Origin of the sequence: Burkholderia sp. 28_3 (genome assembly GCF_003253915.1) — a bacterium.
GTDB classification, from domain to species: domain Bacteria; phylum Pseudomonadota; class Gammaproteobacteria; order Burkholderiales; family Burkholderiaceae; genus Burkholderia; species Burkholderia cenocepacia.
On sequence record NZ_QKZF01000023.1, the window covers coordinates 15,425 to 28,939 of the forward strand.

12 protein-coding genes and 2 tRNA genes are annotated in these 13,515 nt (G+C 66.7%); 8 read left to right on the forward strand and 6 right to left on the reverse strand.

Going from position 1 to position 13,515, the window contains the following annotated elements; genetic code table 11:
• Positions 1 to 9 precede the first annotated feature (9 nt).
• The 5 genes from aat to DFS13_RS32405 all read left to right on the forward strand — a co-directional run bounded on the left by aat (position 10) and on the right by DFS13_RS32405 (position 4,483).
• Positions 10 to 774, forward strand: a complete 765-nt coding sequence (aat, locus tag DFS13_RS32385) for a leucyl/phenylalanyl-tRNA--protein transferase (RefSeq protein WP_006495309.1) — start codon at positions 10 to 12, stop codon at positions 772 to 774.
• 33 nt (positions 775 to 807) lie between these two features.
• Positions 808 to 1,638 (forward strand): arginyltransferase, encoded by an 831-nt coding sequence (locus DFS13_RS32390; RefSeq protein ID WP_006484143.1) that lies wholly within the window; start codon positions 808 to 810, stop codon positions 1,636 to 1,638.
• A gap of 98 nt (positions 1,639 to 1,736) precedes the next feature.
• Entirely contained in the window at positions 1,737 to 2,774 is a 1,038-nt protein-coding gene (locus DFS13_RS32395; RefSeq protein ID WP_012492588.1) for a quinone-dependent dihydroorotate dehydrogenase, read from the forward strand.
• A 99-nt stretch (positions 2,775 to 2,873) separates the two neighbouring features.
• Positions 2,874 to 3,668 (forward strand): cystine ABC transporter substrate-binding protein, encoded by a 795-nt coding sequence (locus DFS13_RS32400; protein ID WP_006476115.1) that lies wholly within the window; start codon positions 2,874 to 2,876, stop codon positions 3,666 to 3,668.
• A 122-nt stretch (positions 3,669 to 3,790) separates the two neighbouring features.
• Entirely contained in the window at positions 3,791 to 4,483 is a 693-nt protein-coding gene (locus tag DFS13_RS32405) for an amino acid ABC transporter permease (RefSeq protein ID WP_006484207.1), read from the forward strand.
• Between the two features lie 51 nt (positions 4,484 to 4,534).
• Here DFS13_RS32405 and DFS13_RS32410 read toward each other — a convergent pair whose 3' ends face one another.
• The 6 genes from DFS13_RS32410 to rnr form a co-directional block, all read right to left on the reverse strand.
• Positions 4,535 to 5,521 (reverse strand): Gfo/Idh/MocA family protein, encoded by a 987-nt coding sequence (locus DFS13_RS32410; protein ID WP_111442608.1) that lies wholly within the window; start codon positions 5,519 to 5,521, stop codon positions 4,535 to 4,537.
• 104 nt (positions 5,522 to 5,625) lie between these two features.
• Entirely contained in the window at positions 5,626 to 6,342 is a 717-nt protein-coding gene (locus DFS13_RS32415) for a FadR/GntR family transcriptional regulator (RefSeq protein WP_006484155.1), read from the reverse strand.
• A 282-nt stretch (positions 6,343 to 6,624) separates the two neighbouring features.
• Positions 6,625 to 7,320, reverse strand: coding sequence for a ribose-5-phosphate isomerase RpiA (rpiA, locus tag DFS13_RS32420; RefSeq protein WP_048986587.1), 696 nt, complete (start codon positions 7,318 to 7,320; stop codon positions 6,625 to 6,627).
• Between the two features lie 92 nt (positions 7,321 to 7,412).
• The gene (locus DFS13_RS32425) at positions 7,413 to 8,285 is read right to left on the reverse strand and encodes an N-acetylmuramoyl-L-alanine amidase (protein WP_111442609.1); all 873 of its coding nucleotides are present in this window, start codon (positions 8,283 to 8,285) and stop codon (positions 7,413 to 7,415) included.
• 109 nt (positions 8,286 to 8,394) lie between these two features.
• Positions 8,395 to 9,138 (reverse strand): 23S rRNA (guanosine(2251)-2'-O)-methyltransferase RlmB, encoded by a 744-nt coding sequence (gene rlmB / locus DFS13_RS32430; protein WP_006484150.1) that lies wholly within the window; start codon positions 9,136 to 9,138, stop codon positions 8,395 to 8,397.
• A gap of 148 nt (positions 9,139 to 9,286) precedes the next feature.
• Positions 9,287 to 11,761, reverse strand: a complete 2,475-nt coding sequence (rnr, locus tag DFS13_RS32435) for a ribonuclease R (protein ID WP_006484152.1) — start codon at positions 11,759 to 11,761, stop codon at positions 9,287 to 9,289.
• Positions 11,762 to 12,010: 249 nt separating this feature from the next.
• Between rnr and DFS13_RS32440 the strand changes: the two genes are divergently transcribed.
• From DFS13_RS32440 to DFS13_RS32450, 3 genes are all read left to right on the forward strand, one after another.
• Positions 12,011 to 12,097 (forward strand) — tRNA-Leu (locus tag DFS13_RS32440).
• Between the two features lie 187 nt (positions 12,098 to 12,284).
• Entirely contained in the window at positions 12,285 to 13,274 is a 990-nt protein-coding gene (locus DFS13_RS32445) for an aliphatic sulfonate ABC transporter substrate-binding protein (RefSeq protein ID WP_111442610.1), read from the forward strand.
• Between the two features lie 110 nt (positions 13,275 to 13,384).
• A tRNA-Leu gene (locus tag DFS13_RS32450) sits at positions 13,385 to 13,471 on the forward strand.
• The last annotated feature ends 44 nt before the right edge of the window (positions 13,472 to 13,515 follow it).

A 13,515-nucleotide genomic window follows, 5' to 3' on the forward strand; every position in this document is an offset into this window, starting at 1 on the left:
CCCGCTCCCATGGTTCCCTGGCTCGGCCCGGACGATCCGTTTCCGTCCATCGAACGCGCGCTCGGTCCCGCGACCGGCGCGCCCGGGCTGCTCGCCGCGAGCGCCGACCTGCTGCCGTCGCGGCTCATCGACGCCTACCTGCGCGGCATCTTCCCGTGGTACTCGGACGGCCAGCCGGTGCTGTGGTGGAGCCCCGACCCGCGCATGATCCTCGTGCCGGCCGAATTCAAGGTATCGCCGTCGCTGCGCAAGACGCTGAAGCGCGTGCTGCGCGAGCCGGGCTGGGAAGTGCGCGTCGATCACGACTTTCCCGGCGTGATGCGCGCCTGCGCGCAAGCGCCGCGCCGCGGGCAGCGCGGCACCTGGATCACCGCCGAGATCATCGACGCCTATACGTCGCTCTACCGCTCCGGCAACGCGCACAGCATCGAGACGTGGCACGACGGGCGCCGCGTCGGCGGCCTGTACGGCGTGTCGTTCGGCCGGATGTTCTTCGGCGAATCGATGTATGCGGACGTGACCGATGCGTCGAAAATCGCGCTGGCCACGCTCGTCGCGCACCTTCGCGAGCAGGGGCTGGAGATGATAGACTGCCAGCAGAATACGTCGCATCTAGCGTCGCTCGGCGGCCGCGAGATCGCACGCAAGGCCTTTGTCGCTCACGTGCGCAGCGCGGTAGCCGAACCGCCGATTCCGTGGCAGTTCGACAAGCGCGTGCTCGCCGCGCTGACGAGCCCCGCCGAAACGGCGGCGCCCTCCGGGACCGAGCGCTAGCGCGGCACTCCTTCCCTGCATCGAGAGCTGCCCATGACTCACCCGACTGAGCTGCCGCTTTCACCGCTTTCGGCGCTGCAATTCTATGCAACGGCGCCCTATCCGTGCAGCTATCTGGACGGCCGCATCGCGCGCTCGCAAGTCGCGACGCCGAGCCACCTGATCAATTCCGACATCTACACCGAGCTCGTGAAGGCCGGCTTCCGCCGTTCGGGCGTCTTCACGTACCGCCCGTACTGCGACGGCTGCCGCGCATGCGTACCGGTGCGCGTGCCGGTCGGCGAGTTCGCGCCGACGCGCACGCAGCGCAGGATGTGGAAGCGGCACCGCGCACTCGTCGCGACGGTCTCGCCGCTGCACTACGACGAAGAGCACTACGCGCTCTACATGCGCTACCAGTCCGCGCGCCACGCGGGCGGCGGCATGGACCGCGACAGCCGCGACCAGTACGAACAGTTCCTGCTGCAAAGCCGGATCAACTCGCGCCTCGTCGAATTCCGCGACCTCGACGCACCGGGCGGCGAACCCGGCAAGCTGCGGATGGTCAGCATGATCGACATCCTCGGCGACGGGCTGTCGTCGGTCTATACGTTCTTCGAGCCCGACGACCGGCACACGAGCTACGGCACCTACAACATCCTGTGGCAGATCGAACAGGCGAAGAGCCTCGGGCTGCCCTACGTGTACCTCGGCTACTGGATCCGCGAGAGCCCGAAGATGGCCTACAAGGCGAACTTCCATCCGCTCGAAGGGCTGATCGACGGCCGCTGGAAGACGCTCGATCCGGAGCGCGTCGACCTGCCGCCCGTCGACGCGGCGCTGGCGCGCGCGCCGTTGCCGGGTGGGCATTCCGGCTCGGGCTGACGCACGCCGCGGCGGCTACGAAGCGAAGCGCGCCCGTGCCGCGCAACTCCCGGTAAAATAGCGGGTTGTCATTCATTCCGGCCGTCCGCCCAATTCCCGTGTTCAGTTCCCTCTACCCGCTGGCCCGCGCATCCCTGTTCAAAATGGATGCGGAAGACGCTCACCACCTTACGCTGCGCGCGCTCGGCGCGGCCGGCCGCACGGGCCTCGCCTGCGCGCTGTCGGCCCGCGTGCCCGACGCGCCGCGCACCGTGATGGGGCTCACGTTCCGCAATCCGGTCGGCCTCGCGGCCGGCCTCGACAAGGATGGCGCAGCCATCGACGGCCTCGCGGCGCTCGGCTTCGGCTTCATCGAAGTCGGCACCGTCACGCCGCGCCCGCAGCCCGGCAATCCGCGCCCGCGGATGTTCCGGCTGCCGCAGGCCGAGGCGCTGATCAACCGGATGGGCTTCAACAACCACGGCGTCGACCAGTTCGTGAAGAACGTCCAGGCCGCCCGCTATCGCGGCATCCTCGGCCTGAACATCGGCAAGAACGCCGACACGCCGATCGAGCGCGCCGCCGAGGATTACCTGTACTGCCTCGAGCGCGTGTACCCGTTCGCGAGCTACGTGACGATCAACATCTCGTCGCCGAACACGAAGAACCTGCGCCAGCTGCAGGGCGCGGGCGAGCTCGACGCGCTGCTCGCCGCGTTGAAGGACAAGCAGCAGCGCCTCGCCGATCTGCACGGCAAGCTCGTGCCGCTCGCGCTGAAGATCGCGCCCGATCTCGACGACGAACAGGTCAAGGAAATCGGCGACACGCTGCTGCGCCACAAGATCGAAGCGGTCATCGCGACCAATACGACGCTGTCGCGCGCGGCCGTCCAGGGCCTGCCGCATGCGGACGAAGCCGGCGGCCTGTCGGGCCGCCCGGTGTTCGACGCGTCGAACGAAGTGATCCGCAAGCTGCACGCGGAAGTCGGCAACGACGTGCCGATCATCGGCGTCGGCGGCATTTTCTCCGGCGAGGACGCCCGCGCGAAGCTGGCGGCCGGCGCGGCGCTCGTCCAGCTCTATACCGGCTTCATCTATCGCGGTCCGGCACTCGTGTCGGAATGCGTGAAGGCGATCGCCCGCGAACGCACCGCGTAATATAGCCATAAGCAAACTATATTTAGTCATCGATAGCATTTTTGCTATCATCGACGCATGACCAAAACCATTGACCCCGACAGGGCAAGGACACACACGATGAAATTTTCGCTGCTGAAGAAGCTGCTGGTGGCCGGCGTGATCGGCACGTCGTTCGCTGCGGCGACCGCGCACGCGGCCGACCTCCTCGACCAGGTCAAACAACGCGGCACGCTGCGGGTCGGCCTCGAAGGCACGTTCCCGCCGTTCAACTCGAAGAGCCCGCAAGGCGAACTCGTCGGCTTCGACGTCGACATCGCGAAGGCCGTCGCGGCGAAGCTCGGCGTGAAGGCCGAATTCGTGACGACCGAATGGAGCGGGATCATCGCCGGCCTGCAGGCCGGCAAGTTCGACGTGATCGCCAACCAGGTCGGCATCACCGACAAGCGCAAGGAAACGCTCGACTTCTCGCCGGCGTACACGTACTCGTCCGCGCAACTGATCCAGCGCAAGGACGACACGCGTCAGTTCAAGTCGCTGGAAGACCTGAAGGGCAAGAAGCTCGGCGTCGCGCTCGGCACGAACTACATGGACATGGCGAAATCCGTGCCGGGCATCGACGTGAAGACGTACCCGGGCGCGCCCGAGTACCTGCGCGATCTCGCGGCCGGCCGCCTCGACGCCGCGCTCAACGACCGCCTGATGCTCGCGTACCTGACGAAGAATTCCCAGCTGCCGCTGCGCCCGGGCGCGAACGTCGGCTCGGCGAACCCGTCCGGCATCCCGTTCAAGAAGGGCAACCCGAAGTTCCAGAAGGCGATCGACGACGCGATGGCGCAACTCGAGGCCGACGGCACGTTCACGAAGATCTCGGACAAGTGGTTCGGCATCGACGTGACGAAACCGATCAAGTAAGCACGCCTGCATTTCCCGCCTGACGGCGGGCCGGAAAGGGTGGCATCCGCAACGATGCCGCCCTTTGTTTTATTGGTCCGGTTTATGATTGCGCTTTCGCGCACGCATTCGATTCGTATTCCATGTCGACAACGTCCCTGCTCGTCCAATCGCTGCCGGTGCTCGCCCAGGGTGCCGTACTGACCGTCAAGTTCGCCGTGCTGTCGATGGTGTTCGGCCTGCTTGGCGCGGTCGTGCTCGCGATGATGGGCATCCGGCAAAGCGAGGCGCTCGACGGCTTCGAACGCATCTGGGTCAACGCGCTCGCGTGGCTGGCTCGCGCGTATGTGAGCCTGATGCGCGGCACGCCGCTGCTCGTGCAGATCTTCGTCATCTATTACGGGCTGCCGAGCCTCGGCATCTCGCTCGACCCGACGCCGGCCGGCGTCATCGCGCTGTCCGCGAACGTCGCCGCGTACATGTCGGAAAGCATGCGCGGCGCGATCAACGGGATCGCGCGCGGCCAGTGGCTCGCCGCGTACAGCCTCGGGCTGTCGTGGGGGCAGACGCTGCGCTACGTGATCGGCCCGCAGGCGCTGCGCATCGCGGTGCCGAGCCTGTCCAACAGCCTGATCAGCCTGATCAAGGACACGTCGCTCGTGTCCGTGATCACCGTGACCGAACTGCTGCGCAGCGCGCAGGAAGTGATCGCGGCGACCTATCAGCCACTGCCGCTCTATCTCGCCGCCGCGGCCGTGTACTGGATCCTGTGCCAGATCCTCGAATGGGTGCAGCGCTGGTACGAAAAGCGCCTGTCGCTGCCGTCGCGGCACTGAACCACGCAGTCGCGCCGGGCCGCGCTCGCGGGCCCGGCCCCTCCGTCCCGCCTATTCGCCCGAATAGCGCACGCCGAGCACGGCGCGCGCCGCATCGGTCATCGCGATCATCTGCCGCGAATGATCGTGCGTCATGATCGGACTTTCGGTTTCGCCCGCGCGCAGCAGGTCGCAGAAATGCGCGGTTTCGTAGTTCAGCCCGCCGCCTTCGACCGGCGCATCGAGTTCGACGGTGCGCCCGTCCGCGTAGCGGATCGTTGCACGCGCGGGGTTCCACCACTTCTCGTGAATCGTCACGTGACCGCCCGCCGCCGCGAGCAGCGCGTCGCCGCGCCCCATCACGTCGAGCCCGCAAAAGAGCTGCGCGATCCCGCCGTTCGCATGCACGCTGTTCAGGCTCGCGAACAGGTCGACGCCGGTCGCGCCGACGCGACCGAGCGTCTGCACGTCGCGCGCCGCGCCGAGCCAGTCGACGGCCAGGAACGCCTCGTAGATGCCGATATCGAGCAATGCGCCGCCCGCACGATCGAGGCGATAGACGGAATGATCCTCCGGCACCGACGACGATGCGCAGCCCGCCCGCACGAGCCGGATCTCGCCGATCGGATCGTCGCGCAGATGCGCACGTAGCTGACGGTACAGCGGGAAGAACGGCGGCTTCATCGCCTCCATGAAGAGCAGCCCGGCATCGCGCGCCGCGTGCAGCACCGTGTCGAGTTGCGCGGCGTTCAGCGCCGCGGGTTTCTCGCACAGCACGGCCTTGCCGGCGGCCAATGCGGCCAGCGTGTACTGCGCATGACTGTCATGGAGCGTCGCGATGTAGACGGCGTCGAGATCGCTCGCGAGGAGCGCGTCGAAGCTCGCGGCAGGCGTGCCGCCGTATGTCTCGCAGAAGGCGGCCGTTGCGTCGGCGCGGCGGGCCCAGGCACCGGCGAGCATGGCGCCCGGCACGTGCGCGAGGCTTTGCGCGAAGCGGCGCGCAATGCTGCCTGCACCGACGATGCCGAAGCGCACCGGGCGATGGTCGTTGTCGTTCATCCTGATCTTCCGTGTCGGTCGTATGACGGTAGCCGGCACGCTGCCGGCCGGCCGTCATGATAAACGGCCCGGCGGCACCAGGATGAGCAACGACACGCGCCGCGTCAGGCACGCACCGGCACGTCGACCGAGAAATCGCGCGAAATCTCGTCCGCGCTGAAGTCGATCAGCGCGAGCGAGGCCGCTTCGGCTTCGCGCGGGTCGCGCCGCTCGATCGCATCGACGACGCGCGCATGCGCCTTCACTGCGATGTCGTGCGCGCCTTCCTTCTGCACGACGCGCGGATTCACGAGACGCACGGCCCCGCGCACGATCGCCGCCATCTGCTGGAAGAACTGGTTGCCGCTCGCCTGGACGATCCGCGTGTGCAGCAACTCGTCCGCCGTGTCGTAGCCGGGGTCGCCGGGCTGCAGCACCTTGAACGCGTCGAACGCTTCGCGAATGCCGGCGATATCGGCCGCCGTCGCACGCACCGCCGCCTGCGCGGTCGCACGTGGTTCGATCAGCATCCGGAATTCGATGACGTCGCGCATGAACTGCGGATCGGGCTTTGCCCGAAAGCGCCAGCTCACGACGTCTTCGTCGATCATCCGCCAGTCGCGCATCGGCCGCACGCGCGTACCGACTTTCGGACGCACGTCGAGCATGTCGCGCGCAAGCAACATCGACAACGCTTCCCGCATCACCGTGCGGCTCACATCGAACTCTTTCGACAGCACGTCCTGCGGCGGCAAGATGCCGCCATACTTGTCTTCGACGATACCCGAGACAAGCCCATCCATCACTTTGGCGACCAGTGACCGGTCTTTGCCCTGCTCCATGACACCTCCCCGTGCGTCGATTTGCGAACACCTGCTCCGCAGTTCCGCCGGCCCTGGTTACTACTCTGTTCTTATGATCTATAAGTTGATGAGTTCGAGGATATTTCGCTATCTGGTAAACACCTGACAGGGTTATCCCTCTTTTGAACGGGGTAGATTTATACGGCTAAAAAAAAGGCCCGGGAAGCGCGCCGCGCCTGCCGGACCCCGGTTTACACAAGATTTAAACATTCAATCCATGACGGCGCTACCGCGCCATTACGGACTGCTTCTCATTCAGATTCAAGCAGCCGGATAAACGATCGTTTCAACGCCGTTTTCCGTGCCGAGCAAGCACAGATTCGCGCCGCGCTCGGCGAACAGGCCGACCGTCACGACGCCCGGCCATGCGTTCACCTGCGCTTCGAAACCGCGCGGATCGGCAATCTGCAGGCCCTTCACGTCGATGATCTCGTTGCCGTTGTCGGTAATGTACGGTGCGCCGTCCTTCGTCACGCGCAGCACGGGCACGCCGCCAAGCGCAGTCACGCGCCGGCCGATCGCCGTACGCGCCATCGGCACAACCTCGATCGGCAGCGGGAACGCGCCGAGCACCGGCACGCGCTTGCTGCCGTCCGCGATGCAGACGAACGTGTCGGCCACCGACGCGACGATCTTCTCGCGCGTGAGCGCGCCGCCGCCGCCCTTGATCATCGCGCCGCCGGCGTCGATCTCGTCGGCGCCGTCGACGTACACCTGCAGCGCGTCGATCTCGTTCAGGTCAAACACCTTGATGCCGTGCGATTTCAGGCGTTCGGTCGTGGCGACCGAGCTCGACACGGCGCCGCGATAGCGCGACTTGACGGCGGCGAGCGCGTCGATGAAGCAGTTGGCGGTCGAGCCGGTGCCGACGCCGATCACGGCGCCTTCCGGCACGTTCTGGATCACGTAATCGGCGGCGGCCTGGCCGACGAGGCGTTTGAGTTCGTCTTGAGTCATGGCGTGGTAATGCTGCGGGATTGCGGAAAACCGCCAGTTTACCGGAGTCGGCGGACGCCCCCGCGTTTTTCGGCGTGCGGGGCGTCGCGTATTCAGCGCGTATTGGCCGCCGGCGCGTGGTCCGCCGCTTGCGTGCCGGGGAAGTACTTGTCGAGCAGCGCCTGCGCGATCGCGTCGCTTTCGGCATCCGGATTGCCCGCGTAATCGGACGGCCGGAAATGCATCTGGAACGCCGCGAACACGCGCCGCGTGCGCGCGTCGAGCACGCCGTCGGCCGGCACGTCGTAGCCGTAGCGCGCGAGCTTGAGCTGCAGGTCGCGCACGTCGACCGGCGCATGCGGGTCGCGGCCGCCGAGCCGCGCGGCGACGGTCGCGTCGTCCGGCCATGCGCCCACGCCGGCTTGCGCGAGCGCATGCCATGGGAACAGCGGGCCGGGATCGATCTTGCGTTGCGGCGCGATGTCGCTGTGCCCGACCACGCGCGTCGGCGCAATCCCGTAGCGCGCGACGATGTCCTTCGCCAGGCGGGTCAGCGCGTCGACCTGTTCGGGCGAATACGGCTGCCAGGTGCGATGCTGCGGATCGAGCGGGCCGCGGTTCACGTTCTCGATGCCGATCGACACCGCGTTCAGCTCGGTCGTGCCCTGCCACTCGCTGATGCCCGCGTGCCACGCACGCTGCGCCTCCGGAACGAGCTGGTAGACGACGGGCATGCCACGCTCGGTGCGCGGCTGCGGCGGGACGACGTAATGCACGCTGACCGAATCGCCGGTCAGCGTGCGCAGCGATTTCGTCTCGTCGCTTTCGGTGTAATGCATCACGAGAAAGCGGATCCGCGAATCCGCGCCGCGCGCATGCAGGCTCGTATCGGCGTAGTAGGTGCCGCGTTCGACGAGCGACGGCGACGTGCAGGCCGCCAGCAGGCCGAGCACGGTGCAGGAGACGCCAACGCGGAACAGGGTCATCGGTCGCGGGTTCCGGAGAACCGCGTGCCGCCTTGCTTCGCGGCACGCGTCGTTCGGGTCATTCGACGCCCGCGCATCGCGCGCGGGACGGGTCGGGTCGGCCCCGGGGTCAGCCCTTCACGCGCCGCTGGCGCACGGCTTCGTACAGGCACACGCCGCTCGCGACCGACACGTTCAGGCTTTCGACGCTGCCGGCCATCGGGATGCTCATCACTTCGTCGCAGGTGTCGCGCGTGAGCCGGCGCATCCCTTCCCCTTCCGCGCCCATCACGAGTGCGACCGGGCCGTCGAGCTTCGTTTCGTAGAGCGTCGCCGGCGCCTCGTCCGACGTGCCGATGATCCACACGCCGGCTTCCTTCAGCTCGCGCAGTGCGCGGGCGAGGTTCGTCACCGTGATGTACGGCACCGTATCGGCCGCACCGCTCGCGACCTTGGCGGCGGTCGCGTTCAGCCCGACCGCCCGGTCGCGCGGCGCGATCACCGCGTGCGCGCCGGCCGAATCGGCCACCCGCAGGCATGCGCCGAGGTTGTGCGGATCGGTGACGCCGTCGAGCACGAGCAGCAGCGCGGGCCCGTTGATGCCGTCGAGCAGCTCGGACAGGTTCTGCGCAAGCGGCATGTCCTCGACGCGCGCGACGACGCCCTGGTGACGCTCGGTGTGCGCGAGGCCCCACAGGCGCGTTTCGTCGGCTGCGATCAGCCGCACGCCTGCTTCCTTCGCGGCGTGCAGGAACTCCTGCATGCGGCGGTCGCGGCGCGTCTGGTCGTACAGCACCTCCGCAACCGTCGATGCATCGTGCCGCAAACGTGCGGTCACCGCATGAAAACCGTAAAGAACCTTCAGACGTGACATGACTGGAACAACCTTCGATCAAACGTGCGGTCGCGCGACGTGCGCAGCCGCGATCCATGGAAAAGGAAAGCGCCGCGTGGCCGGCCGATGACCGGTGACGCGGCGTCTCTCGATACTGCAGGGCGTGCGCGTACGCCGCCCCGAACGCTCAATACTTCTTGCGGGCGCGGGTCTTCTTCGCGGTCGGCTTCGCCGGCGCGCCACCACCGCCCTTCTTCTTCGCGGCGCCACGCGCGGCGCGCGCCTCCTGCACCGCGACGCTCGGCGCGCTCGCGGCCTTCTTGCGACGCGGCACGGTTTCCTCGACCGGCGGCAGCGCGCGCACGCGCGGGCCATTGCCGTTGCCGTTGCGATCGACGCCGGCAGCCGGCGCGGGCGACGGACGCGGCGCCTTCACCGGCGTATCGCGCACGAGGCGGAAATCGATCTTGCGCGCATCGAGATCGACGCGGCTCACCTGCACGCGCACGCGATCCGACAGACGATAGCGGATGCCCGTGCGTTCGCCGCGCAGCTCGTTCTTGATCTCGTCGTACTGGAAATAGTCCGAGCCGAGTTCCGTCACGTGCACGAGGCCTTCGATGAACAGCGTGTCGAGCTGCACGAAGATGCCGAACGACGTCACGCCGTTCACCATCCCGCCGTACTCCTCGCCGAGCTTGTCGCGCATGAAGTAGCACTTGAGCCACGCCTCGACGTCGCGCGACGCTTCGTCCGCACGGCGCTCGTTCGCCGAGCAGTGCAGGCCGAGCTCTTCCCAGATCGCGGTGTTCGAGCGCGAGCGGCCGCGCGCTTCGTCGTCGGCCTGCTGCATCGCGCGGGCGCGCGGCGACAACGCGGTGTTCAACTCGAAGCCTTCCGGCGCCTTCGGCGTGTACTTCTTGCCCGACAGGATCGCGTAGATCGCGCGGTGCGTGAGCAGGTCCGGATAGCGACGGATCGGGCTCGTGAAGTGCGCGTATGCCTCGTACGCCAGGCCGAAGTGGCCGATGTTGTCCGGGCTGTAGACGGCCTGCTGCATTGAGCGCAGCAGCATCGGCTGCAGCATCTGCGCGTCCGGGCGGTCGCGGATCTGCGCCATCAGCGCCGCGTAGTCGCTCGCGTGCGGCTTGTCGCCGCCGCCGAGCGACAGGCCCATGCCGCGCAGGAACGCCCGCAGGTTCTCGAGCTTCTCCGGCGTCGGCCCCGCGTGCACGCGGTACAGGCCCGGATGCTTGTTGCGCTTCAGGAAATCGGCCGCGCAGACGTTCGCGGCCAGCATGCATTCCTCGATCAGCTTGTGCGCGTCGTTACGCTGGCGCGGCACGATTTGCTCGATCTTGCCCTGCGAATTGCAGACGATGTAGGTCTCGGTCGTGTCGAAGTCGATCGCGCCGCGCTTCTGACGGGCGGCGAACAGCGACTTGTAGACGCCGTACAGGTCCTGCAGGTGCGGCAGCAGGTCCGCGCGGCGCGCGGCCTCCGGCCCCTTCGTGTTCGACAGCACGGCCGCGACTTCGGTGTACGTGAGGCGCGCCGCCGAATGGATCACGGCCGGGTAGAACTGGTAGGCCTTGATCTCGCCGCGCGCGGTGATCACCATGTCGCATGCGAGCACGCAGCGATCGACCTGCGGATTCAGCGAGCAGAGACCGTTCGACAGCTTCTCCGGCAGCATCGGGATCACGCGGCGCGGGAAGTAGACCGATGTGCTGCGCTCGAGCGCGTCGGCGTCGAGCCCGGTACCCGGCTGGACGTAGTGCGACACGTCGGCGATCGCGACGATCAGCCGGAAGCCGTCGCCGCGGCCGACCTTGACCGGCTCGCAGTAGACGGCGTCGTCGAAGTCGCGCGCGTCCTCGCCGTCGATCGTCACGAGCGGCACGTCGCGCAGGTCGACGCGGAAACGCAGGTCGGCCGGCCGCACCTTGTCGGGCAGCGCGGCGGCTTCGTCGAGCGCCGGCTGGCTGAATTCGTGCGGCACGCCGTACTTGCGCACCGCGATTTCGATTTCCATGCCCGGATCGTCGATATCGCCGAGCACTTCGACGACACGGCCGAGCGGCTGCGAATGGCGGCTCGGGAAATCGGTCAGCTCGACGACGACGACCTGCCCGACCTTCGCCTTCTTCACGTTCTGCGTGATCAGGATGTCGTGGCCGATGCGCTTGTCTTCCGGCGCGACGATCAGCGCGCCGTTCTCGTTCAGCAGACGGCCGATCACGCGCTTGTTCGCGCGGTCCGTGACTTCGACGACATGCCCTTCCGGCCGGCCGCGGCGATCGTAGCCGACGATCCGCGCGAGCACGCGGTCGTTGTGCATCACTTTCTGCATTTCGCCGTTCGGCAAGAACAGGTCGTCCTGGCCGTCGTCGCGGATCACGAACCCGTAGCCGTCGCGATGCCCCTGCACGCGCCCGGCGACGAAATTCGACGGATGGGTCAACTGGTAGTGGCCACGCTTGTCGAGGCGGATCTGGCCGTCGCGCTCCATCGCGGCGACACGCCGGAAGAACCCCTCGCGCTCCTGACGCTTGATCGACAGTGCTTCGGCGATGTCGTTGGCGGCCAGCGGCGCGTCGCTCGTACGCAACACGCCGAGAATCTCTTCACGGCTCGGAATGGGGTACGGATATTTGCTCAAGGGTTTGTCGATGATTGTTCTCGTTGCGTTGACTGATGGTGCACGGCATCAACATAGAGGTGTCCGTCAGACAGTTCTATATTGACGGCGGCGGGTCATTCTATCACCCGCCTGTGTCGCCAAATGACCGGAATGCCGCCGGCGCGGGCGTCGACGGCCGGTTTGCGATGCATCGCAAAAAAGTGTTGACAGGAATAATTGGGGCGCTATAATTTCGCTTCTTTGCAGCAAGCAGCTACTGCAAAACGTGCCCAGGTGGCGGAATTGGTAGACGCACTAGGTTCAGGTCCTAGCGGTGGCAACATCGTGGAGGTTCGAGTCCTCTCCTGGGCACCACTTGATTTATAAAAAAGGTCGGCTTTTGCCGGCCTTTTTTCATTTCGGCGCTTGCGTCGCGAGCATCCGTCCCCTGCCCTTATGTCGGCCGCTCCGATCGATAGCAGAATTTATCGGTTATCAATCGTCGTCCCCGTTGTTACGTTAGCCGCCTCGCTTTCAACGCATCCAACGAGGAGCCCCCTTCATGACGTCGATGAACCGCCGCGCATTCGCGCGCGCGATGCTGGCCGCGGGCCTCACTGCCGCCGGCGTCCGCGCGCACGCCGAGAACGCGCCGGCCACCCTGCGCATCGGTTACCAGAAGTCGTCGACGCTGATCACGCTACTCAAGACGCGCGGCACGCTCGAGCAGGCGCTGACGCCGCTCGGCCTGCGCGTGTCATGGCACGAATTCGCGAGCGGATTGCCGCTGACCGAAGCGCTCAACGTCGGCGCCGTCGACTTCAGCGCCGACGTGGCCGATACGGTCCCGGTCTTCGCGCAGGCCGCGCATGCGCGTTTCGTGTACATCGCGCAGGAGGCGCCCTCGCCGAAGGCGCAGGCAATCGTCGTCAAGCAGGACAGCCCGCTGCGCACGCTTGCCGATCTCAAGGGCCGACGCATCGCGGTCACGAAGGCAGCCGGCAGCCACTACTTGCTGCTTGCCGCGCTCGCCCGCGCGAAGCTCGCGCCTGCCGACGTGGAGATCCATTACCTGACGCCCGCTGACGGCCGCGCCGCATTCGAGCGCGGCAGCGTGGACGCATGGATCACGTGGGATCCCTATGTCGCGTCAGTCGACCGGAATCCCGACGTGCGGATTCTGGCCGACGGCAACGGACTCGCGTCGTACCAGCGCTATTACCTCGCATCGAGCAGCTTTGCCGCGGCGCGCCCCGATGTCGTCCAGATCCTGTTCGACCAGTTGTCGCTGGCCGGTACGTGGCTGCGCGACCATCCGCAGGAGGCCGCGACCACGCTCGCACCGATCTGGGGACTCGATGCCGCGACGATCGCACGTGCGAATGCGCGACGCAGCTACGTCGTCCGCGCGGTGGCCCCGCAAAACTTCGGCGAACAACAGAAGATCGCGGACACGTTCCTGGCGGCCGGACTGCTACCCGCTCGCGTCGATACGGGCCAGGCGCAGCGCTGGAATTTTGCGACGAAGCGCGCGGAGCCGATCGGCGGGTGACGGTCGGCTGCCAAGGCGCGCAGTATTTTTAGCGTGCCGGATGAAATTGTGTTGACAGACTTCGTCAGCACGCTACAATAGCGGTCTTCGCACTGCAGTAAGCGAAACGTGCCCAGGTGGCGGAATTGGTAGACGCACTAGGTTCAGGTCCTAGCGGTGGCAACATCGTGGAGGTTCGAGTCCTCTCCTGGGCACCACTCGATTTGTAAAAAAGGTCGGCTTTTGCCGGCCTTTTTTCATT